General features: G+C 59.5%; 17 protein-coding genes. 8 read left to right on the forward strand and 9 right to left on the reverse strand.

From position 1 onward, the window contains the following. Positions 1-49: 49 nt before the first annotated feature. Positions 50-940, reverse strand: a complete 891-nt coding sequence (locus J7399_RS02070) for an AraC family transcriptional regulator (protein WP_209083856.1) — start codon at positions 938-940, stop codon at positions 50-52. A 220-nt stretch (positions 941-1160) separates the two neighbouring features. Here J7399_RS02070 and J7399_RS02075 point away from each other — a divergent pair, with 220 nt between their 5' ends. Genes J7399_RS02075 through J7399_RS02085 form a run of 3 tightly spaced genes read left to right on the forward strand, consistent with a single transcriptional unit; the run spans position 1161 to position 4691 of the window. Further along, a complete protein-coding gene (locus J7399_RS02075) occupies positions 1161-2006 on the forward strand; it encodes an SDR family NAD(P)-dependent oxidoreductase (RefSeq protein ID WP_209083857.1) in 846 nt (281 codons plus the stop codon). Positions 2007-2035: 29 nt separating this feature from the next. Beyond that, positions 2036-2500 carry a (2Fe-2S)-binding protein gene (locus J7399_RS02080; protein WP_209083858.1) on the forward strand — a complete coding sequence of 155 codons (465 nt, stop codon included), beginning with the start codon at positions 2036-2038 and terminating at the stop codon, positions 2498-2500. Positions 2501-2504: 4 nt separating this feature from the next. Next, positions 2505-4691, forward strand: coding sequence for a molybdopterin cofactor-binding domain-containing protein (locus tag J7399_RS02085; protein ID WP_209083859.1), 2187 nt, complete (start codon positions 2505-2507; stop codon positions 4689-4691). A 91-nt stretch (positions 4692-4782) separates the two neighbouring features. Here the strand turns inward: J7399_RS02085 and J7399_RS02090 are convergent, their stop codons facing one another. Continuing rightward, entirely contained in the window at positions 4783-5130 is a 348-nt protein-coding gene (locus J7399_RS02090) for a cupredoxin domain-containing protein (RefSeq protein WP_209083860.1), read from the reverse strand. Further along, on the reverse strand, positions 5130-5654 hold the full coding sequence (locus J7399_RS02095) for a DUF4142 domain-containing protein (RefSeq protein ID WP_209083862.1): 525 nt from the start codon (positions 5652-5654) through the stop codon (positions 5130-5132). Before J7399_RS02095 ends, J7399_RS02090 begins: the two co-directional genes overlap by 1 nt. A gap of 138 nt (positions 5655-5792) precedes the next feature. On the opposite strand from J7399_RS02095, the gene J7399_RS02100 reads away from it, so the two are divergent. The 3 genes from J7399_RS02100 (at position 5793) to J7399_RS02110 (ending at position 13419) form a co-directional block, all read left to right on the forward strand. Beyond that, the gene (locus J7399_RS02100) at positions 5793-6749 is read left to right on the forward strand and encodes an AraC family transcriptional regulator (protein ID WP_209083863.1); all 957 of its coding nucleotides are present in this window, start codon (positions 5793-5795) and stop codon (positions 6747-6749) included. Between the two features lie 111 nt (positions 6750-6860). Then, entirely contained in the window at positions 6861-7229 is a 369-nt protein-coding gene (locus J7399_RS02105) for a hypothetical protein (protein ID WP_209061042.1), read from the forward strand. 400 nt (positions 7230-7629) lie between these two features. After that, the gene (locus tag J7399_RS02110; protein ID WP_209083865.1) at positions 7630-13419 is read left to right on the forward strand and encodes an Ig-like domain-containing protein; all 5790 of its coding nucleotides are present in this window, start codon (positions 7630-7632) and stop codon (positions 13417-13419) included. A gap of 117 nt (positions 13420-13536) precedes the next feature. Here the strand turns inward: J7399_RS02110 and J7399_RS02115 are convergent, their stop codons facing one another. Next, positions 13537-15819: an adenosylcobalamin-dependent ribonucleoside-diphosphate reductase gene (locus J7399_RS02115; protein ID WP_209083867.1), complete on the reverse strand. Its 2283-nt coding sequence runs from the start codon at positions 15817-15819 to the stop codon at positions 13537-13539. A 179-nt stretch (positions 15820-15998) separates the two neighbouring features. Between J7399_RS02115 and J7399_RS02120 the strand changes: the two genes are divergently transcribed. Beyond that, entirely contained in the window at positions 15999-16430 is a 432-nt protein-coding gene (locus J7399_RS02120) for a DUF1489 domain-containing protein (RefSeq protein ID WP_209083870.1), read from the forward strand. A 157-nt stretch (positions 16431-16587) separates the two neighbouring features. On the opposite strand, the gene modC is transcribed toward J7399_RS02120, so the two are convergent. The 3 genes from modC to modA are packed head-to-tail and all read right to left on the reverse strand — an operon-like array spanning position 16588 to position 19150. Next, positions 16588-17673, reverse strand: coding sequence for a molybdenum ABC transporter ATP-binding protein (gene modC / locus J7399_RS02125; protein ID WP_209083872.1), 1086 nt, complete (start codon positions 17671-17673; stop codon positions 16588-16590). Continuing rightward, the gene (gene modB, locus J7399_RS02130; RefSeq protein WP_209083874.1) at positions 17670-18365 is read right to left on the reverse strand and encodes a molybdate ABC transporter permease subunit; all 696 of its coding nucleotides are present in this window, start codon (positions 18363-18365) and stop codon (positions 17670-17672) included. Before modB ends, modC begins: the two co-directional genes overlap by 4 nt. After that, complete coding sequence (modA, locus tag J7399_RS02135) at positions 18362-19150, reverse strand: molybdate ABC transporter substrate-binding protein (protein ID WP_209083876.1); 789 nt, start codon at positions 19148-19150, stop codon at positions 18362-18364. The genes modB and modA overlap by 4 nt, the downstream gene beginning before the upstream one ends. Positions 19151-19276: 126 nt before the next feature. Between modA and J7399_RS02140 the strand changes: the two genes are divergently transcribed. Beyond that, entirely contained in the window at positions 19277-20572 is a 1296-nt protein-coding gene (locus J7399_RS02140) for a flavin-dependent oxidoreductase (protein WP_209083877.1), read from the forward strand. On the opposite strand, the gene J7399_RS02145 is transcribed toward J7399_RS02140, so the two are convergent. Next, positions 20569-22167, reverse strand: coding sequence for a hypothetical protein (locus tag J7399_RS02145; RefSeq protein ID WP_209083879.1), 1599 nt, complete (start codon positions 22165-22167; stop codon positions 20569-20571). The genes J7399_RS02140 and J7399_RS02145 overlap by 4 nt on opposite strands. Further along, complete coding sequence (locus tag J7399_RS02150) at positions 22167-23855, reverse strand: DUF3131 domain-containing protein (RefSeq protein ID WP_209083881.1); 1689 nt, start codon at positions 23853-23855, stop codon at positions 22167-22169. Before J7399_RS02150 ends, J7399_RS02145 begins: the two co-directional genes overlap by 1 nt. Positions 23856-23997: the final 142 nt, after the last annotated feature.

The following is a 23997-nucleotide window of genomic DNA, read 5'->3' on the forward strand; positions in this document are numbered from 1 at the left end:
CTGCGTGTTTTTCAGGTTTTTCAAAGACCTGTGGCCGCTGAAAGCCGCCTCAGACCGCCACCGCTGCTGAACTGCGCTGATCACTTGGGGAGATGCCAAACTTGCGGGAGTATTCGCGGCTAAACTGTGTCGGGCTTTCATAGCCCACGTCATAAGCGGTCGCCGCCACTGTCAGGCTGCCGATCGACAGCAGACGCCGCGCCTCCATCAGGCGCAGCTCTTTTTGGTATTGCAGCGGCGTGGTCGAGGTAACGGCCTTGAAATGCTCATGAAACGCCGATGCGCTCATGCCGGATTCCGCCGCCAGATCCGCCACCGGGATCTGGGTTTTGAAGTTTGCGCGGATATAGGCAATGGTCTTGGAAATCCGGCTCGCCGCGCTTTCATGGCGCAACAGCTGGCGCAGCATCGCGCCATGCCGGGCCCGCAGCAGGCGGAAGTGGATTTCTTTCAGCACCAGTGGCGCCAATGCCCGCGCCTCGACCGGATCACGCGACAGCTGATAAAGCCGGACCACCGCATCCACCAGCGCCGCATCGCCCTTGTCCACATTCATCGAATGCAGCTCTTTGCTCGGTTCCCCGATCCCGCCAATCTCATCATAAAGACTGCGCGCCAGCGCCAGATCGAGCTTCAGTGCCAGCGCCACATAAGGCGCCTCGGCACTGGCCTGTATCACCGCAGACTCCACATGCACCGCATGGCTGACCACCAGCGTGTCCCCCGCGGTGTAGCGGATCACCCGCCCGCCAATCTGCGCTTCCTTGGTGCCCTGCAACACCAGACACATGATCGGCTCATAAAATCCCGGCGTACAATCGCTCACATTCGGGTCCGCAAAGGCAAACAGCCCGTCCACCCCGGTGACACAGCCAACGCCCAATGCGCCCTGTTCCGCCACATGGTCAAAAACGTCCTGCACAAAATCTTTTGTGATCATCGGGGCCTCCTTTGCCCCACAAATATAGGGCTGTCACGCTGCAGAAAAATACACAAAAGCCGCCGCTCTGGAGGATTAGGCAGATCATTTGGAGAAACAGGCAACCTCTTTGCCCCGCCCTGTGCTATCTTGTGAGCGCGAACATCACTTTTCCCGCTCACGAAACTCATGCCACTTCAGCGCCTTTTATCGCAGCTCTGACGCAGGAACGAGAGACACCATGTATCAAGACGCACTTCAGGCAGGCGGCTGGGCCGTTGTCACCGGTGGCGCAAGCGGCGTCGGCTTCGCCGCTGCGGAGCGCTTTGCGCGGGATGGCCTGAGCGTGCTGTTGGCGGACCTGCCGGGCGAGGCGCTCTCTCAGGCGGCGGAAGCCATCGGCGATCTGCTAGCCGAAGGCGCCGAGGTCACCACCCTGCCCACAGACGTGAGCGATGCAACCGCCGTGCAGGCCCTTGCAGACGCGGCCTTTGCGCTCGGCGACGTGGCTGTCTTGATGAACAACGCAGGCATCGGCCTGCCAAGCAGCAGTTGGGATCACGCCGAGGCCTGGCGCAAAACGCTGGAGGTCAACCTCTTTGGGGTGATCAACGGCGTGCAGGCCTTCCTGCCCCGCATGGTGGCCGCAAACCGCCCCGCTGTTGTGATCAACACAGGCTCCAAACAGGGCATCACCACACCACCGGGCAACCCTGCCTACAACGTCTCCAAGGCGGGCGTGAAAGTTGCCACCGAAAGCCTCGCCCATGAGCTGCGCGAAGCCGGTGCGCCGATTTCTGCCCATCTGTTTGTGCCCGGCTTCACCTACACCGGCATGATTTCGCGCCATATCCCCGAAAAACCGGCCGGCGCTTGGACATCTGAGCAAACCGTAGATCATTTGATAACGCGCATGACGGTAGGGGATTTTTACATCCTTTGCCCGGACAACGACGTATCCCATGCACGCGACATGCGCCGCGTGACCTGGGCCTTGGGGGACATCCTTGAAAACCGCCCCGCCCTGTCGCGGTGGCACCCGGACTATGCAGAGCTATTTGCAGAGTTTGAACAACCAAAAGACTGATAACTGAGCCAGAGGGAGACCTGATAGCTATGGCAATCTCACTGAAATTGAACGGCAAGACCCATGAGGTCGAAGCCGAACCGGGCACTCCGCTGCTGTGGGTGATCCGCGATGAGCTGAAACTGACCGGCACCAAATTTGGCTGCGGCGTGGCCTCCTGCGGCGCCTGCACCGTGCACATGAACGGCGAGCCTGTGCGCTCCTGCCAGACCTACATCGAAGATGTGGAAGACGCCGAAATCACCACCATCGAAAAGATGGAAGAAGACAAAGTTGGCGCGGCTGTGCAGCAGGCATGGCTGGAACTTGACGTTGTGCAATGCGGCTACTGCCAATCCGGCCAGATCATGAACGCCGTGGGCCTTCTGCGCGAAAACGCCAAGCCCACCGCCGAAGAGATCGACGATTACATGTATGGCAACGCCTGCCGCTGTGCCACCTACCCGCGCATCCGCGCCGGTGTGCAGCGTGCAGCCGAAATTCTGGAGGCATAAGACAATGACTGCTCATCTTTCTCGTCGCGGCTTTCTGAAATCCGCCGCCGCCGCAGGCGCAGCACTTTACATCGGTGCCAATGCAAAAGGCGTTATGGCCGCTTCCAGCTCTGCGGACGCGGCGCTCAACCCGTTTGTGAAAATCGGCGCCGATGGCCGCGCAATCGCGCTCATCAAACACGTCGAATTTGGCCAAGGCCCGGCCACCGGTCTGACCACCCTGATCGCCGAAGAGCTTGGCGTGACCATGGATCAGATCACCTATGAATTCGCGCCCTCTGATCCGCAGGTCTACAACAACCTGCTGTTCGGCCCCTTCCAGGGCACCGGCGGCTCCACCGCCATGGCCAACTCCTGGATGCAGTACCGCAATGCCGGTGCGGCTGCGCGCGAGATGCTGATCTCCGCCGCCGCCAAAGAATGGGGTGTGGATGCCGCCGCTCTGGACATCGTGGATGGCATGGTGACCGGTGGTGGCAACTCCGCCTCCATGGGCGATTTTGTCGCCGCTGCTGCCGAAATGGACGTGCCCGCAGAGCCACGCCTGCGCGACGCTTCTGAGTGGAAGCTCATCGGCAATGACGCGACCCGCCGTCTGGACAGCCCGATCAAGGTCAACGGTCAGGCCCAATTCGCTATGGACGTGCATCTGGACAACCAGATGGTTGTGATGATCAAACGCACCCCGCAAAAAGGCGGTGTTGTGGCAAGCTTTGATGACAGCGCAGCCAAAGACGTCAAAGGCTTCATCATGGCGCAGGCCCTGCCCACCAAACACGGTGTCGCGGTCTATGCCGAAAACACCTGGGCGGCCATGCAGGCCCGCAACGCCATTGAGGTGGAGTGGGACAATTCCGCCGCTGAGAGCCGCTCCTCTGCGGAAATCAAAGACGAGATCATGGCGGCGCTCAATGCTGAGCCAACCTACAACGTCAACAAAGCCGAACGCTCTGCGGTGCAAGCCGCCGTTGATGGTGCGGCCACAGTGGTAGAGAAAACCTTCTACTTCCCGCTTCTGGCCCATGCCCCGATGGAGCCGCTGAACTGCACCATCGAGCAGACGGCTGAGGGCAAGATCGTGCTGCATGACGGCGCACAGATGCCGACAGGCACCCACATGGCCTATCAGCAGATCTTCCAACTGCCGCCTGAGCAGATCGAGATCAACAGCATGCTGGCCGGTGGCTCCTTTGGCCGTCGCGCAACCCCTGATGCCGACTATCAGGTCGAAGCAGGCCTGTCGTTTGTGATGACCGATCGCTCCCGCCCGGTGAAACTGGTTTGGGACCGCGAAGACGACATCCGCAGCGGCTACTACCGTCCGGCCTTCGGCCACAAGGTGCGCGTGGGTCTGGACGATGCCGGGACAATTGTGGGCTGGGATCACCAGATCGCGGGTCAGTCGGTCATCAAAGGCACCGCCTTTGAAGCGGCGCTGGTGCATGACGGCATCGACCACTCCTCGGTTGAGGGCGTGGCAGACAGCCCCTACACCATCCCCGGCCAGTTTGTCGGCCTGACCGACACCCAAAAGGCGACCAGCGTTCTGTGGTGGCGCTCCGTGGGCCACACCCACACGGCCTATGTGATGGAAGTGATGATGGATCTGGCAGCGAAAGCCGCCGGTCAGGATCCGGTCGACTTCCGCCTGTCCTATCTGACCGGTGAAGGCGACGCTGCCCGCAAGGCGGCGGTGCTGAAACTGGCTGCGGAAAAAGCGGGCTGGGGCAATGCTCCTGCCGGTCGCACCCAGGGCATCGCCGTGCACAAATCCTTCGGCTCCTACGTGGCAGAAGTGGTGGAAATTTCGGGCAACAACGACGACGGCATCGTGATCGAGAAAGTCACCGCCGCCGTGGATTGCGGCATCGCCGTCAACCCGGACACCGTGCGCGCGCAGATCGAAGGCGGCATCGGCTACGGCATCGGCCACGCCATGCGCGACCAGATCACGCTGGATGGCGGCGCGGTGGAGCAATCCAACTTCCCGGATTACGAGCCCCTGCGGATTTCCGACATCAAGGCGATTGAAACCCACATCATCGCCTCAGCCGAAGCGCCCACCGGCATTGGTGAGCCGGGCACCCCGCCCTCCGCACCGGCGCTGGCCAACGCGATTGCCGCTCTGACTGAGGACAGCCAGCTGATCGCAGAGCTGCCAATGGCAGAATCCGGCGTCTACTTCGCCTGATAGGGGTCTGAAACGAAATACAAACCCGCGCCGGAGCCTTCCTTCGGCGCGGGTTTTCTTTTGCGCCTCAGACCAGCGCCTTGGCAGCGGATCAGGAAATTGAAAGCGTTCCGGTCATATGCGGATGAAAGACGCAGAAATAGGCGGTCTCCATCCCCTCCGTCACGGTCACTTCCGCGGATGCGCCTTTCTCAATTTCGGCGGTGTCCCAGCCAAACTCCAGCGCGGTTGCCGTATGCGGTGCCAAATCTTCGTTGGTCCAGCGGATGATGTCGCCCATCGACACCTCCAGATGCTCCGGCTCAAAGGTAAAGGAGGTGATCCGCACCTCATGGATCATGGGTTTGGCCGCCGTGGTCTTGGCACGGAGAAACGTCAGAGCGGCCGCTGACGCGACCGCTCCTCCCATCAAGGCGCGGCGTGACAACGCACGTCCCATCACTGCAGCGCCTTCACCATCATCTCCGCATGCACCTCATGCGCCTTGAAAATCTCAAGCCCCTGCTCAAACAGCGCCTTCACCTCGGCATTGTCGATATTGGGGATCATGGTGTTCTCCACCAGCTCGTTCACCGCCTTGTGGTAGGCAAGCTCATTGGCCGCATAAGCCGCATCAAATTCAGCCCCGCGCAGCTTCACAAAGCCGGCGATGATCTCTTCGGCATTGGCATTCAATGTCTGGCTGAAGGCATTGTCCTGCGCCGTTGCACCAAGCTTATCCAGCAGCCCCAGCGCGGCTTCGTTCACCGCCGTATGGTCGCGGATCATGGTGTTTGCAAATTCGTGGATCTCAGGGTTGGTCGACAGCGCCAGCGCCAGATGAGCATAGCGAATGTCGATGTTGTCCGCCGTATAGGCAATATGCGCATATTCCAGGTCGCTCATCTCGGCAACGTCCTGCGCAGCGGCTTGAACCCCAGTCATGGCCAGAGCCACGGCGAGTGCGGAAATCAGTTTCTTCATCTTGAGAACTCCATAGGGTGTTGCGATAAAACAGGAGTAATCGGAAGCAAGCTGCGCGATATATGCTTGAACGTCCTAAGTTTCATGCAGATCGTTCAGTTGTCTGTACAGAAGCGCTGGCACCTCTATGGTGGACACATGCTTGATCTGCTCAGTGACATCCTCAACAAACTCTCCATGCGCGGAACGCTCTACTTCCGCACGTCCTTCACCAAGCCCTGGGGCGTGGCCGTGCCAAGCTATGAAAACGTGGCCCGGTTTCACTTTGCCCATCGCGGCGCCTGTCTCGTGCGGGTCAACGGTGTCGCGGAGCCCATCGCCCTCAATCAGGGGGATCTGGTCATCATCCCCCATGGCGCATCACATGATCTCTACTGCGGGCACGATCCCGAGCACACGGTCATGCCGCTCGATACGGTGCTGGAGCGCTCCGGCTTTGATGGATCGGGCGTTCTGGTCTACGGCGGCGAGGAGCCGCAAAGCGAGACCCAGCTGATCTGCGGCCACTTCGCCTTTGATCCCAAATCCCGCCACATCCTGATGGAGCGGCTGCCCCCCTACATTCACCTCACCAACTATGGCGAAACCGCCGGGCGGTTCATGGAGGCCACCCTGCGGGTAATCGGCGAGGAAGCCGGCGGACACAAGATGGGCGGCGATCTGATTGCCCTCAAAATGTCGGAGGCCATTTTGGCGCAGGCTGTGCGCAGCTATCTTGAAAGCGATGCCGCACAGGACTCCGCGCTGGGAGGCTTTTCCGACAAACATCTGAGCAAGGCGCTGGATGCCTTCCACAAAGCCCCCGCAGACAGTTGGACCGTCGAGACACTCGCCCATGCCGCAGGCATGTCCCGCACCGGCTTTGCCGTGCAATTTCGCGAGCAGATGCAGATGCCGCCCATGGAGTATGTCACCGGCTGGCGCATGGAAATTGCCAAAAACGTGCTCAAACAGGGCGACGCCTCACTGACCGACGCGGCCGAAAGCGCAGGCTATGCCTCGGACTCAGCCTTCACCCGCGCCTTCAAAAAAGAGATCGGCGTCACCCCGGCCGAGTTCCGCCGGACGGAAAGAGCAGATCATTCGCATGTTTGAACGATCTGCACATACAGACGAACTTCCGAGCATTCATGAAGCTGAAACCTGCATCTAACCTCTCCCTATCGCCGCTGATGATCAGCGCCAAAAAGAGAGAAAGACATACCCATGTTTCCACGCTTCATCACCAAAAACATCCATGCATATCTCGACTACCCTGTGGCCTTCGGCCTGATCGCCATGCCGTTTCTGTTTGGCTTGGGCGAGACCGCCCCGCTGGCCTTCTGGCTTTCGGTCCTGACCGGCATCGCCGCCTTTGTTCTGACCGTTCTGACCGACCACCACCTCGGCCTCATCCGCGTGCTGCCCTACAGCGTCCACCTCGCCGTCGACGGCCTTGTCGGCGTGGTCTTTGTCGCCGCCCCCATGCTGCTGGGCTTCACCGGCCTTGAGTTCTGGTACTACACCGTCCTCGGCCTGACCGTGCTGCTGGTGGTCGGCCTGCATCAATCCGACGAGCAAACCGCAACCGCCTGAGATTTGCAGACGGGTTAAAGCAGACCGTCCACACAAAGGGCCGCAGAGAACCTGCGGCTCTTTTTGCTTTAACGAATTGGTTAATTCTGCAATTTTCGAATTGGAGAAAAGAAAACACTGAGAGAGAGCAATTTGATGGAAACAGGCAATGTGATTCTCAAAAAGAAAACACCCTTACCTATTGAAACTATTGCCATTCATCAAAAGCCGCTCAACGAATTCGCCTGTATTTTCAGCATTTGACTGCCATTCAATTAGTCGGGCCTCTTGGTCATTTATTAATATTTCATTAAAATCAAACAGCTACCCACCCAACAAAAAACACCCCCTTGACGATACGGCAACCTGACCACAACCTTCAGCTTAGTTTTGGTTAATTTGTATTTCAGGGTATTTCGAAATGTTTATTTCGGTTGAAGCTGTTTCCAACCTTGAGGAAACATCTGGTGTTGATCCTAATTTTCTCAATTGGACTGTCTCCCTGGACGGGCCCTCTGCTGATGAGGTCACCGTGGATTTCCGCCTGCTGGCGGGCACCGGCGGGGTCGGCTCCAGCGGCTCCAGCACCGGGCAGACCGATGCCTACGGCTCCCTGGAAAACACCCTCACATTTGCCCCCGGCGAGACCTCCAAAACCATCAGCTACCGCATCGATGCGGATGCGGTGGATGAGACCGATGAAGCCGTGGTGCTCGAGCTCTTTGACCCCAGCGGCGCCGCGTTCGCAGGCGACGCGCCGGTGATCCGCACCACAGGCTGGATCCTCGATGACGACGGCACCGGCAACAACCTCGCGCTGTTTGTCTCTCGCCCGGTGGTGCTCGAAGGGGACAGCGGCCAGACGCAAGCCTCCTTTGACATCTCCCTGTCGCGCCCGGCGCCGGAAAGCTTCACCGTTGATTACACCACAATCGACGGCTCCGCCCTGGCCGGTGAGGATTACGCCGCCACCTCCGGCACCCTCACCTTTGCCGCCGGGCAGACCTCCGCCTCGGTCACCGTGCCGGTCTTTGGCGACACCAAGATCGAGCCATCCGAGCTCTTCACCCTGGACTTCACCAAGCCCGCCCCGGTGGCCAATGTCTCCCTCGGGTCTGCGGAGATCTTTGACGATGATGCGGGCGGCAGCGCCCCCACCATCAACGTCAGCGCGGCCTCCAATTTTGAAGCCACCTCCGGCGTGGACCCCAACTTCCTGAGCTGGACTGTCTCTCTGGACGGGCCCTCTGCTGATGAGGTCACCGTGGATTTCCGCCTGTTGGCGGGCACCGGCGGGGTTGGCTCCAGCGGCTCCAGCACCGGGCAGACCGATGCCTACGGCTCCCTGGAAAACACCCTCACCTTTGCTCCCGGCGAGACCTCCAAAACCATCAGCTACCGCATCGATGCGGATGCGGTGGATGAGACCGATGAAGCCGTGGTGCTCGAGCTCTTTGACCCCAGCGGCGCCGCGCTCGCAGGCGACGCGCCGGTGATCCGCACCACAGGCTGGATCCTCGATGACGACGGCACCGGCAACAACCTCGCGCTGTTTGTGTCTTCTCCTGAGGTCATCGAAAACCTTCCGGGCGGCGCTATTGCGGTGTTTGATATCTCCTTGTCACGCCCGGCCGACAAAGATCTGAGCTTCGCGTTTCAGACCAATGCTGACACGGCCACAGCGAATGCGGACTACGCCCCACAAAACGGCGTGATTTCCTTCACCGAAGGCCAAACCCGCGCCTTTGTGAGTGTGCCGATTGTGGCGGATCTGATCGACGAACTGGATGAAACCTTCACATTGGACATCACGCCAACCGCTGATCTCGCCAGCGGAAACGCGGGGACCGTCGGGACGGCGACAATCATTGAAAACGGGCCGCCCCCACCGGAGCCCCCTGTCGCCGCACCGATCACCGCGAGTTTTGGTGAGGACGAGGCAGGGCGTCTGGTAGATTTACTCAACCCGGCTTTTGTCTCTGATCCCAATGGCGACGATCTGGACGTGGAGAATGTTCAGATCACTACGGAGGATGGGCGCACCGTCGGCAACAGCGTCAATCCGGAAACCGGCTTGCTGGTGCTGGGCGACGGGCAGTTTGAGGATCTCGCGCAGGGAGAAACGTTTGACATTTCCGTGTCTTACGATGTGACCGATGGCGGTGACTCAGTTGGCAACTCCGCCACCATCACCATCACAGGAGCAAACGATGACCCGCTTGCTGCAAACGACACCGCCCAAACCGGCACAGGCGCAGCGGTCGAACTTGATGTGCTGGGCAATGACGCAGACATTGATGGTGACGCACTGACCGTCTCTGAGGTCGGCAACGCCAGCAATGGCACCACCGAACTCACTCCAGACGGCACCATTCGTTATACTCCCAATGACGGTTTCACGGGGACCGACAGCTTCACTTACACCGTGTCAGACGGCAACGGCGGCACCGACACCGCCACTGTGTCCGTCGAGGTTGGAGACCAGCAAGCATTCCGCGACTTTGCCGAATTCCAAATGAACATCGGCAACGCAACGACGCTCACCTTTGATGAGTTTAATGCGCAGGACACCCTGAGCGGAACCGAGTTTGATGGGGTGACCATTGTTGCGCGCGACATCAACGTGATCGACCCGACATCTCTCGGACTGGTGACCGGAAGCATAAACGTCAACTCAGCGCCCAACGGCATTTCCGCCTCAATCTTCCAGACCTCCTCCAGCGCCATCGGCTTTGACAACGGTGATGACAATTTCGAAATCGTGTTTGACGAACCTGCCGAAGTCGCAGGGCTTTGGATTGGCAATCTGGGCGCAAGCAACAACGATCCGACCACACCGACCACCATCCAGTTTTTGTCCGCATCAGGAATAGTGCTGTTTGAAGACACCGTTACACAGGCGTCTGATGGGATCATCGGCTCTGGCGCCAACAATCGCATTTTCTGCGGCCTCTCCTCTGACGTCCCGATAGCGCGGATCGTGGTTCTGAATGCGGGCGGCGACGGGGATGGCATCATCTTGGACGACATTGTCTTTGGAGATGCGAATCTGGCGCCGACCGCAAATGATGACAGCGGGGCCGGGTTTGAGACCAATGAGGACACGGGCTTTGTCACCGCCTCCGTGCTGGGCAATGACGCCGATGTGGATGGTGATACGCTCACCGTGAGCGGGCTTGACACCACAGGCACCCAGGGCGCGGTCACCGATAACGGCGACGGCACCTTTGACTATGATCCAAACGGCGCCTTTGAAAGCCTTGGCGTGGGCGACAGCACCACCGACAGCTTCGCCTACACTGTCTCAGACGGCAATGGCGGCACAGATACCGCCACCGTCATCATCTCCGTGACCGGCGTGAATGATGCGCCGGTGGCCGCAGATGACAGCGCCAGCACCGGCGCAGCCGCCGCCATCGACATCGCCGTGCGCGACAACGACAGCGATGTGGAGGGTGACACGCTGACCATCTCCGAGGTGGGCGACGCCCCCAACGGCACAACCGAGATCAACAGCGACGGCACCATCCGCTACACCCCAGATGACGGCTTTAGCGGATCAGACAGCTTCACCTACACCATAGACGACGGCAACGGCGGCACAGACACAGCAACCGTCACGGTCACCGTCGCCCCCGATCCCCAGCAGCCGCCGCAGGTCGCCGCGATCACCGCCGGCTTTGGCGAGGACGAGACCGGCCGCATGGTCGATCTGCTCGACCCGACCTTTGTTTCCGATCCCAATGGTGATCCGCTGTCGGTGGAGAATGTCCTGATCACCACCGAAGACGGCCGCGTGCTCGGCACCAGCCTTGATCCGGACAGCGGCAAGCTCACCCTGGATGACGGCCAGTTCGAAGACCTCGCCCAAGATGAGAGCTTTGAGGTCACCGTCGCCTATGACGTCTCCGACGGCAGCGACAGCACCGCCAACACCGCAACCCTCACCATCACCGGCGCCAACGATCAGCCGACCGCAAATGATGACAGCGGGGCCGGGTTTGAGACCAATGAGGACACGGGCTTTGTCACCGCCTCCGTGCTGGGCAATGACGCCGATGTGGATGGTGATACACTCACCGTGAGCGCGCTTGACACCACAGGCACTCTCGGCGCGGTCACCAACAACGGCGACGGCACCTTTGACTATGATCCAAACGGCGCCTTTGAAAGCCTTGGCGTGGGCGACAGCACCACCGACAGCTTCTCCTACACCGTCTCAGACGGCAATGGCGGCACAGACACCGCCACCGTCACCATCTCCGTGACCGGCGTGAATGATGCGCCTGTGGCCGCAGATGACAGCGCCAGCACCGGCGCAGCCGCCGCCATCGACATCGCCGTGCTCGACAACGACAGCGATGTGGAGGGTGACACGCTGACCATCTCCGAGGTGGGCGACGCCCCCAACGGCACAACCGAGATCAACAGCGACGGCACCATCCGCTACACCCCCAATGACGGCTTCAGCGGATCAGACAGCTTCACCTACACCATCGACGACGGCAACAGCGGCACAGACACCGCAACCGTCACGGTCACCGTCCAGCCACCCTCTTCTGGCGGGGGATCAATCGGGCGCTGGCTGTTTGATGACCCAAGCAACGAGGGCCTGGACAGCACCGTCAACAACAACACGGCACAATTGCGCGATGACGTATCCGCCCCTGCTGGCGCGGCTTTGTTGGATGGTATTGGCGACTACGTGGAAATCGAGAGTATTCTGCCTTATGAAACCCTCACTTCCGGCCGGATAGAAATGGACTTCACCGTCAGCGCATTGGACGGGGAAGACAGCGGCCGCCGCATCAAAGACACCAGCTATCAGACGCTCTTTTCCCGCGACTCCAGCGGATTTGACGGAGGCGGGCACATCACCGCGCTGGTGGACGGTGATGGCTCTCTACTTGTCCGCCATCAAAGCGGGTCACAAAGCTATTATCTGCAAACCGAAGCAGGCACGATCACTGCGGGCGTCGCCGCTTCCATCGCCTATATCTTTGATCCCACTGAAGGCTTGCAGCTTCTGGTCGGCGTCGACGGCGCGACCCCAAGCTTGGTTGCGACCAACACCGACCCGGTGACAAGGGGCGATCCGGTGGGCCTGATCGGCAATGAAGAGCCCTGGACCTTAGGCGCTAGCCAAGTGATCAGTGGCGATAACACTGCTGATCCGTTGCTGAACTTCTTTGAAGGCGCCATTGACCGGTTTGAAATATTTGACGGTCTCGCCGCGCTCAACACGGCACCTGTGGCTGCAGACGACAGCTTTGAAACAGAGGAAGACCAATCCGTGCAGGGCAACGTGCTTGAGGACAATGGCGCGGGTGCTGACAGTGACGCGGAGGATGACCCGCTGTCGGTCGGCCTTGAAACCGATGTCAGCAACGGCGTTCTTGTCCTGCAGTCCGACGGGCGGTTCACCTATGTGCCTGATGACAACTTCTTTGGTCAGGACAGCTTTGTTTACCGCGTCTCAGACGGCAATGGCGGCAGCGACACTGCCACTGTGACAATCGATGTGACCCAGGCCCCACCCCCGGCGTCCATGCTCGGCCAATGGCTGTTTAACGATGAAAACCTGCCGGGGTTTGACGGATCTGCCAATGCCAATACAGCACTGCTGCAGCGCGGGGTGCAGGTTGAAATGGGAGCGGTGCAACTGGACGGCGTCAACGACTACGTCGAAATTGCCAATATCGCGCCCTATCTGGTCAAAACCGCCCAGATCCAGATCACCTTTACGATTGACGCGCTGGATGGAACGGACAGCGGAACCAATGTGAACGACGCCTCCTGGCAGGCGCTCTTCTCGCGCGATTCTCGCGGGTTTGACAACGGTGACCACCTGACAGCGCTGGTGGATGGCGACGGTTCGATCCTGATCCGGCATCAAAGCGCCACAGAGAGCTATCTCATTGAAACGGCTGCCGGAACCGTGACCGCGGGTGAGGCCTTCACGCTGGTCTATCAGGTCAGCGACGTGAACGGCATGACCCTGTTTGAGAGAAACGGCGATGACTTTGTGTTCCTCGGTTTCAACGAGGAGCCGATCCTCAATGACGATCCGGTGGGTCTGATGAACAACAACGAACCCTTCACTCTGGGTGCCAGCCAGGTCCGCAGCGCCAATGACAGCGCCACACTTCTCAGATCCTATCTGGATGGGGAAATCGACAACTTTGAGATCTACAATTTTGATTTTGTCTAACTGACATGCTTCTGTCTCTGAACGGGAAAATCGAATAGGCAAAAAGAAAGGCGGCGCAATACGCGCCGCCTTAAACTTTGGGATCACGGGGGCGATGAAGCCTCTACCCCAGCGACCTCACCCGCACTTGCTGTAGCCGCAGCTGGTGCAGGTCATGCAGCCTTCCACCATCTGCAGCGAGAAGTCTCCGCAGCTTGGGCAGGCTTTGCCGCGTGGGGCTTCGCCCACCGCCACAACCTCGGCCTTCGGGTCGGATTTCAGCCCCATGCCTTCGCCTTCGATGAAGCCGATTGCAATCATGTGGCGCTCCAGCACGCCGCCGATGGCTGCGAGAATGGAGGGGATGTATTTGCCTTCCATCCAGGCGCCGCCGCGTGGGTCAAACACCGCTTTGAGCTCTTCAACCACAAAGGAGACATCGCCACCGCGACGGAACACCGCCGAAATCATCCGGGTCAGCGCCAGAGTCCAGGCGTAGTGCTCCATGTTTTTGGAGTTGATGAACACCTCAAACGGGCGGCGGTGGCCGTTGATGATCACATCATTCACGGTCAGGTAAATCGCGTGCTCACTGTCGGGCCACTTGAGCTTATAGGTCGCGCCTTCAAGGCTCTGCGGACGCTCCAGCGGCTCGCTCATATAGATCACTTCACCGCTGTCGGCCACGTGATCAGCAGGCTGTTCGCCCGGCGCCTTCTCATCGCTTTCTGACACGGTCAAAACCGAGCCGGTCACATCGTTCGGACGATACGTGGTGCAGCCCTTACAGCCGGTGTCCCAGGCCTGCATATAGACGTCTTTGAACGCATCAAAGCTGATGTCTTCGGGGCAGTTGATGGTCTTGGAAATCGAGCTGTCGATCCACTTCTGCGCCGCCGCCTGCATGCGCACATGCGCCGCTGGCTCCAGAGTTTGCGCGTTCACGAAGTAGTCCGGCAGTTCCTTGTCGCCAAACTTGTCGCGCCACAATTGCACAGCATAATCAACAACTTCTTCCTCGGTACGGGAGCCGTCTTTCTGCAGCACTTTACGTGTGTAGGCATAGGCAAACACCGGCTCGATGCCCGAGCTCACGTTGCCCGCATAAAGGCTGATGGTGCCGGTCGGCGCAATCGAGGTCAGCAGTGCGTTGCGGATGCCATGCTCTGCAATCGCCGCTTTCACGTCCTCATCCAGATCCTGCACCATGCCGCCAGCGAGGTATTTCTCTTTGTCAAAGAGCGGGAAGGCCCCCTTCTCTTTTGCTAGATCCACAGAGGCCAGATAGGACGCCCGCGCAATCGCTTTCATCCAGGCTTCGGTCTGGGCTGCGGCTTCTTCGGTGCCGTATTTCAGACCCAGCATCAACAGCGCATCGGCCAGACCGGTCACGCCAAGGCCAATACGGCGCTTGGCTTGGGCTTCCTGCGCCTGCTGCTCCAGCGGGAACTTGGAGGCATCCACCACATTGTCCATCATCCGCACAGCGGTCGCCACCAGCTCGGTCAGCGCCGCCTCATTCAGCTCAGCCGCCGCCTCAAACGGATCGGTCACCAGACGCGCGAGGTTGATCGACCCCAGCAGGCACGCGCCATAAGGCGGCAGCGGCTGCTCCCCACACGGGTTGGTCGCCGCGATCTCTTCCACATAGCTCAGGTTGTTACGCTGGTTGATGCGGTCAATGAAAATCACGCCCGGCTCGGCATAATCATAGGTGCTCTGCATGATCTTGTTCCACAGATCACGCGCCTGAACCGTGTGATACACGCGGTCTTTGAAGACCAGCTCCCAGGGGCCATCCGCCTTCACCGCTTCCATAAACGCATCGGTCACCAGCACGGACATGTTGAACATCCGCAGACGCGCCGGATCGGACTTCGCGGTGATGAAATGCTCGATATCAGGGTGGTCACAGCGCATGGTCGCCATCATCGCGCCACGGCGGCTGCCCGCGCTCATGATGGTGCGGCACATCGCATCCCAAACATCCATGAACGACAGCGGGCCAGAGGCATCCGCCGCCACACCTTTCACATCCGCGCCGCGCGGACGAATGGTGGAGAAATCATAGCCGATGCCGCCGCCCTGCTGCATGGTCAGCGCCGCCTCTTTGAGCATGTCAAAGATGCCGGACATGCTGTCAGGAACCGTGCCCATCACAAAGCAGTTGAACAGTGTCACCTGACGCGCGGTGCCTGCACCTGCGGTGATGCGGCCCGCTGGCAGATACTTAAAGTCTTCCAGCGCAGCGTAAAATTTGTCTTCCCACTTGGCCGGGTCTTTTTCCACGCGCGCAAGGTCGCGCGCGATCCGCCGCCAGCTGTCCTCCACCGACAAATCAATCGGCGTGCCATCCGCCTCTTTGAAACGATACTTCATATCCCAGATTTGCTCGGCAATAGGGGCGGCGAAACGGCTCATCGTGGCGTCCTCGACTGTTCTGCTATGATGTTCAGGGTTTCTTAACCTATAACAAACCCGTGTATGGTGGCAACGGGCAAATAGTGTCCCAAGCAAAGAAAAGCCACATGATTTTGGGGTTGAAGGTTAATGAACCCACTATATACTGTAGGCTCCGTGCATAACCCTGTGGGAAAGCTGTGGATAAATCAGTCCATCTTGTAAAACTGTCCGTCGGGTCGGAAACTCCCGAAACTCTGGCCGCTTGGCAAGAGGCAAATGCCCGTCGTTTTCCCGATGGGCTGCCCCGTCACGTCACCCGCATGTGGCCTAAACGGGAGGCTGAAATTCTCAACGGCGGCTCAATCTATTGGGTGATCAAAGGGTCGATCCAGTGCCGCCAAAAGATCATACGGCTGGACGAAGTGATTGGATCAGACGGCATCCGCCGCTGCGCCATTGTGCTGGACCCGCAGGTCCACCTCACGCAGGCCGCACTCAAGCGCCCGTTTCAGGGCTGGCGCTACCTGAAGCCCGAAGACGCCCCCGCCGATCTGCCGGAAGGCCGCGAAAACGACGACGTGCTGCCTGACGACTTAAACCGCGCTTTGGCCGAAATCGGCGTGCTCTAGGGCGCGGTTGCCGTACGCTGCGTTAACCACTCGCTCTGGCTGTGTGACGCCTTTTAACACCGACGCAATACCGTAGGGATACCGACGCGATACCGAAGGCGCTTTTCGGTCAGGGGGTCCGCGTTAACAAAGCGACTCAAAACCCGAAAAAACTGCGCTACCGCGTGCCAATGTCCTGTGGCGCGACCGAGACCGACTTGATCACCGCATAGCACGCAACACCTTCGCGCAACGCCAGCGCCTCGGCAGAGCGGCGGGTGATGCGCGCCAGCACACGACCGGCTTTTGTGTCTACCGAGACAATGGCCCCCGGCCCGCCTCCGGCCCGCACCGATTGCACGGTTCCCGCGATAATATTGAGCGCGGACAATCCCTTAGGTTCCTCTCGCGACAGGATCACATCATGCGCGGCAACCCGCACGCGCACCGAATGCCCCACCGGATGCGCCACTTTCGGCAACATCAATGGCACCCCATTGGCGCTGAGTTCCGTCAACCCGTCCGCATGATGGGCCGCAACCTCCGCTTCCAGCACCGCCCCCACGGCCCGCACACCCAACGGCGTAAAGCTGGGATCAGACAGCACCTCCGCCGCAGGGCCAACCCGCACAACGCGCCCCTGCTCCATCGCAACCACCGTTGTCGCCAGCCGCGCAACCTCCGCAATTGAGTGGCTAACATAAAGAATTGGCAACGAAAATTCGTCGCGCAGCCTTTCAAAATACGGCAGGATCTCCGCTTTGCGCGGCTCATCCAAAGCGGCCAGCGGCTCATCAGCGAGGATCATCTCAGGGCGCGCCAACAGCGCCCGACCAATCGCCACCCGCTGTTTTTCCCCTCCTGAAAGCGCCGCAGGACGCCGCTCCAAAAGTGACCCGATCCCAAGGATCTCCACCACCTGATCAAAGCCCGCCACCTCGGCCCGCTCTTTGGCATAGCCCGCCCCGTAGAGCAGATTGCTGCGAACATTCAGATGCGGAAACAAACGCCCCTCTTGAAAGACGTAACCCACGGCGCGTTTGTGTGGCGGGGTCCACAGGCCTGTATCGCTGTCCACCAGCCTGCGTCCGGCAGCTATGATGCGCGCATGGCTTGGGCGGCTCAGCCCTGCCACCGCATTGATCACCGATGTTTTGCCCGAGCCTGAGCTGCCAAACAGCACCGTCAAACCCGGTGGGGCCTCAAACTGCACATCAAGGTCAAACCCTTGAAAGCGCTGTTTTATCTCGACGGATAGGCTCATGCTTGCCCCACTTTCCGCGCAATCCGCCGCGCCAGAACTTCCGACAGGATCAAAGCGCCCATGGCCACCACAATGGCCACAATAACGAGCCGGATCGCCGCCGTTTCCCCGCCCGGCACCTGCAGGAACGCATAGATTGCCGAAGGCACGGTGCGGGTTTGTCCGGGGATATTGGAGACAAAGGTGATGGTCGCGCCGAACTCGCCCATGGCCTTGGCAAAGGCCAGCACCATCCCGGCCAATATGCCCGGTAAAATCAGCGGCAACGTCACGGTTATGAACACCCAAAAGCGGCTTGCGCCCAAAGTGGCGGCGGCCTGCTCCAATTTCGGGTCCACCGCCTCAATCGACAGCCGGATCGAACGCACCAGTAACGGAAACGCCATAACTGCCGCGGCCAGCGCCGCGCCGGTCCAACGGAAGGCAAAGACGATCCCAACCTCTTTCAGTGCTGCGCCCAAGGCCCCTTGGGTGCCAAAGGTCACAAGCAACAAATACCCTGTCGCAACAGGCGGGAGGACAAGCGGTAAGTGTACAAAAACATTGAGCAATTGCTTGCCGTAAAACTGCCAGCGCGCCAGCGTATAGGCTACAAAAACACCGGGGATCAGCGCGCCCAACGTGGCCCAAAACGCCACTTTCAGCGACAGCGCCACCGCAGCCCACTCCTCTGGCCCCAGCCACTCTGTCACTCACCGCCCTCCAGCACCCGAAAGCCCCGCTCGACAAAGGCGGCCTTCGCAGCTTCGCCTTGCCAAAACTCCATAAATTCAATCACTTCAGGACGATCCTGCCCGGCCACAACAGTCGCAGGATACACAATCGGATCATGTAATTCCGACGGAAAGGCCGACAAAACGCGGACCCGCTCCTCCGCCAAAGCATCCGTCACATAGACTACCCCGGCCCGCGCCTCGCCCAGCGCCACCAGCGCAAGGGCCGAGCGCACATTATCCACCTGCGCCACCTTCGGTGCCACATCCCGCCAAAGCCCCATGTTTTCAAGCACTTGTCGCCCATAGACCCCCGCAGGCACAGCCTCCACCAAGGCCATCGCCAACCGCCCGTCCGCCAGCAAAGCGTCAAAGTCGACGTCAGAGAACTCTACAGGCGCGGCCGGATCATCCGCCGCAACAACCAAAGCCAAGTCATTGCCAAATAAGGTTTTTGTCTGCCCTTGCATCAAAACAGAGCGATCCTCCAAATGCGTCACCCAAGCCGCATTGGCGGAGACAAACACATCCGCAGGCGCCCCATACTCAATCTGCCGCGCCAGCGCCGAAGACCCCGCCAACGTCAAAACCACCTCATGCCCGCTCGCCGCTTCAAAGGCATTCCCCAGGTCGTTCAAGACCTCCGCCAAACTGGCGGCCGCAAAGACAGAGACCTCTCCGGCCTGCGCGCCGGCAGGCGCAAGCGCCAGCATCGCCGCGCAGGCAGCGTGTTTGACACCAGAAAGAAGAGCGTTACGCCACATGGGGTTCCATTGACAATTCACCGTCTTTTCATGGGGATACCGAATGCGCCCCCCACAAGGCAAGGTCTTTGGGATTTGTCAGACACCGCCCCGCTGCTACTGTGGCGCAAACAATCGGGAAGCGCCATGCCAACAGCCTCTGATCTACCAATTGTCACCGCCGGCGGCGGCATCGGCGGGCTGGTCACCGCCTTGACCCTGCACCAGATCGGCCAGCCGGTGGTGGTTCTCGAAGCGGTGGAGACGATCCGCCCGCTGGGCGTTGGCATCAATCTGCAACCCAACGCCATGCGCGAACTGCTTGAGCTCGGCTTTACACGGCGCGATCTTGACGCCATTGGCCTGCCCATCACCGAATGGGCTTTGGTAGGTCTGAACGGCAAAGATATTTACAGCGAACCTCGCGGCGAGGCTGCGGGTTACCATTGGCCGCAATACGCGGTGCATCGCGGATGGTTTCATATGATGCTGCGCGACGCCTTTCTGGCCAAGGTAGGGCCTGACGCCTTGATCACAGATCGCCAAGTGCTCGGATATTCCCAATCAGAAGAAGACGTTACGGCCCATTGGAAGACCCGCAGCGGCCTTACGGGCGAAACCAAAGCTGAGCTTTTGATCGGTGCTGACGGCATCCATTCCAAGGTCCGCGCGCAAATGCACCCCGACGACGGTGGCGTTCAATGGGGCGGTGTTCTCATGTGGCGAGGCACGAGTCTATCAAAGCCCTTACGTACAAAAGCATCCTTCATCGGGCTGGGGACGCATGACAAACGGGTTGTGCTCTATCCGATCTCACCAGCAGATGCGAAAACCGGGCTGGCCGAGATCAATTGGATCGCTGAAATCACCCTTGATGGCGATGCGGACTGGCCCAAGGATAGCTGGTTTTCGCCAGTGCCCCCGGCGCAATTTTTGGGGCATTTTACAGACTGGAAATATGATTGGCTGGATGTCCCGGCTCTGATCTCTGCCACGCCTACAGCCTTTGAGAACCCGATGATAGATCGCAATCCTTTGCCGTATTGGCACCAAAATCGCGTGGCACTTTTGGGCGATGCGGCCCACGCGATGTATCCGACCGGCTCTAACGGGGCGACACAGGCCATCATCGACGCGCGCGAGCTTGGCAAAAGCCTGTGCGATCTGGGTGTTACACCCGCCGCGCTTGCCGACTACAACAACAAACTTTGTGATCCCGTGGCCAAGCTGGTTTTGCGCAACCGCGCAGACGGCCCCTTTGGCCTCCTCAAACATATCGCCCAGCTATGCGGTGGGCAATTTGATGACATTGACGCAGTGATCTCTCCCAAAGAACGCACCGATTTTATGCGCACCTATCAAACAGCCGCCGGATTTGAGCGCGATGCCCTCAATGCCTCACAGCCCATCCTGTCGCGCTCCGCGTCACTGCGCTCCCTCTAGGGGTTTTGCTGTGCGGCCATGGCTTCAAGTTCCGGCAGAACCGCTGATTTGAAGTAGCGCGAAAGCAAAATGTAGTCCTCTACAGTCACCTGACTGACGGTTGGCTCTGCAGGTTCGCCACCACCTGTTGCGGCCATCATATCCGTTTCAAGCTCGGCAAGTATCTGATCCACAAGCTCATTCTGGTAGAGCACCGGTTTGGCAATAGGCTCCGGCGCAAGTGGCGCAGGGCTGCTGAGTGTTTCTGCAGCAACCGGAGTGGTCGGATGCGCTCCCACGCCTTGGACTGTGTCTTTGGCCGCCATCTGCAGCACCCGCAGCGCGGCTTGTGGATCCAGTCCCAAGTCGGAAATCAGATAATCCAGCTTCTTCACTGTATCCGCCCGCTGGTCAGACTGAGGCTGCGCAGCGGGACTTTGCGGCATCACCTCAGGCTGCGCGCTCAGCACTGAAGAGACCGGCTCGCCAGTACCAGGAGCCCCCTCAGCGACCGGTGGAGACGGCTCTTGTTGCAGCCCATCCAATTGGATCTGCAACCCCTCAACCGCCGCAAGCAGTTGCGCCAGACTGGGCTCTGCTTGCATGCCCCCTGCCCCACTCACGGGCATCGCAGCCTGCGACGGGAATGCCGGTGCGGGGCTCGTATCAGGCACCTCTGCTGCCCGCCCAAGCTGCGCCTGCAAAATGATCTGTTTGAGCGTTTCAAGCTCCGTGCGCAGCTCTTGCCCGCTGACCGTGTCGGCCATCGGCGCAGACGCGGCTTGCGGCTGGGCCGTGGCGTTGGGCGCCGCCAACGTCACCGGGCTCGCCGTGGTCGCAGGGGCAATCCCGGCGGCAAGCGCACTGGCATATTCAGGCGCAAGCACCTGTGGCTGCGGCATGGGCGAGTTCCAGGCGGCAGGTTGTGTCATCGATCCCGCGCCCCCTGCCCCGTCGGCATTTGGCACCGGCCAGCCCCTTGGCAAAACAGAATAATCCTGCCGCGCCGCGATCCAGCGCAGATAGGCGGTGACCGCCGAAAACCCTTTGAGTGACACACGCGACACCTCAGATCCCCCGCGGCGTACAATCAGCTCGCCGCCCGATCCCAAAAGCAACTCAAGCGGGACATCCAAGGGCTGCAAAATCCGCTCCGGCACCTGAATTTCAGACACCCCTTCTGAAACAAAGAACTGGTCCCCGGCCAGCGCGTTCTCAAGCTTGACCTGCAGCTGCCCGCGATCCGTCAGGAAAGCCTCAAGCCCCTCTTTTCGCGCCGCACAGGCATAGGTGCGCGGGCGGCAAATCACCTCAAAAACATCCACATCCAGTCGGGGCGTGGGCGCAAAGCGAGCATAGCCATCCGGATCAAACCGGAAATAGACCCCCTCCACCAAGCCTTCCTGAAAGCTTGGCCAGCCGAACGCCCCGCGCAAAGCCTGCCGCGCCTCCCGCGCGCCAATGGCAAAGGGAATGGAGGTGTCCAAAATCGCATTTTCCGAGGCAAAGGCCTCCTCTACACGCTCGGGCACGCCAACCGTCTGTGCTCCCACTGATGTGGCTGCGAAGAGCGCAGCGCCAGCCGCTGCGGCGAGGGTTTGAACAAAATATCGCATCAGTAATCAGCCTTCTCTTGAACGGAATGACGCAGCGCCGGGAGCCAGTCGTCTTTCTGTGGAGGATCCGGATAGTTTCGTAACAGCCGGATATCCTGATCGCGGAACGCGGTGTACCAGACCTCGGTGTCGCCGGTGTACGGGGTCAGAATGGTGCCCTGCACCTTGTGCAGCAGGGAGGTGAGAATGATGCCATTGTTGTTGGCGGTATAGATCGCCACACGGCCCTGCCCACGCTCATAAAGCCCTTCATACATGCCGTTTTCCGGATCATAGAGCTCGATGATCGCCTCATAGAGCACATCGGTATATTCGGTTTCCCACAAAGCCCAGAGGCCCAGCGCCGCCTTGGCGGCCACGGCGGAGTGATCCGGCACATAGTCGCCGCGCGGCGTCACCGTGTTCCATGGGTAGCCATCCGAGAAGATGGTATCATAGGTGAAATACGGCGGGCCTTTGACATTGTGCTCAGAACGCGCCGTCATAAACCCGGTCTGCCGCCAGCGGTTTTCCTGCACCTGATAAATCCGGTCGGCAAACTCCGCCCGCCAGCCATCCGTGTGCACCCATTCCGGGCTGCTGTCGTCATGGGGCATGTCAAACCCCAGCTCCAGCCCGTCCTGTAGATAGGATTCCGTCACCACATAGTTTTGGGAATGAAACACCCGCGGATCCCGCCCGTCATAGGGCACCTGAATGCCAAAAATCGAGGCTGTCAGGAACGGCTCCGCCCGATGGGCCAGACGCGGCTGAAACCCCCAGAGCGCAAATCCCTTGGCCGCATATTCCTCATAGCCAAGGCGCCCTTCTTGGGCATAAACGGTCTCATCGGTTTCTTTATCGATATAAGCGCCAAACATTAACCCTTCAGAGTCAATGGCATTACGAAAATCCCATTTCAGCAATACGGAATCAATTGTATTTGCCAAATAAGGATAGCGATTCTTGCAAATACGCAGCCACACAAGAAACCGCCCGATATCCAAAGCGGAAAACCCGATTTCCCCCGGTTTATTCGTATAATCCACCTTCGCGCCGGTCTTGGTGTGATACACTTTATTGGGCAGTTCTTTACGAAACAGCTCGAGCCCCTTCACCGTTGTCAGAAGCTGGGTGATCCGGCGGTCAAACTCCGGCTTCTCAATCAGGCACAGCTCATAGGCAGACACCAACCCCGCCATGTAAGAGGCCGTGTCCCAAAGCGTGGTGGAAGGGTAGTTGCCCACCGAATTTGCAAGCCCCGTGGACTCCTGCGTGAATTTCTCAAAATAGTGCCAGGCAACGCGCGCCGCCCGCAGCTCCCGTTCATTTAGAAAACCACGCCTTGCCCGATACTTACGCACATATGCGTTGTGCTTGTCATAACCATGCGGCACGCTCAGGCCGCGCTCCAAAGTGTCAAAATAATCCGCGGGCATTTCACACATTCGGGGCGGTTTTGTGCGACGTGGCACATCCGTGAGCATGCTGCTTGTCACGCTTGGCAAATTCCCCCGCATCAGCGCAGGAATGTCATCCAGCTCACCGCCGGCGATGATCGGAATGATCTCTTCTTCCTGCGCCAGAAACACCTTGCGCGCAGATAGGCCAACCGAATATCCGGCCCCGCTCAGCACAAGCACGGCAGCAAAGAATATAACAACGCCCCGTAGCGGCGACCGCTTGCCAGAACCAACAGCACTCTTCATCAAACACACTCCAAACGGAATGCAACCATGAAACGACAAAGCTATTAACAATTGGCAACCAACACCGCCAATTACCAATTTGAACAAAATAAGAACATAAAATTGAAAACACCTTACCATGCAATGCTTTTGTTAACTTCTG

This window comes from Shimia sp. R9_1 (assembly GCF_017743775.1).
GTDB lineage: Bacteria > Pseudomonadota > Alphaproteobacteria > Rhodobacterales > Rhodobacteraceae > Shimia.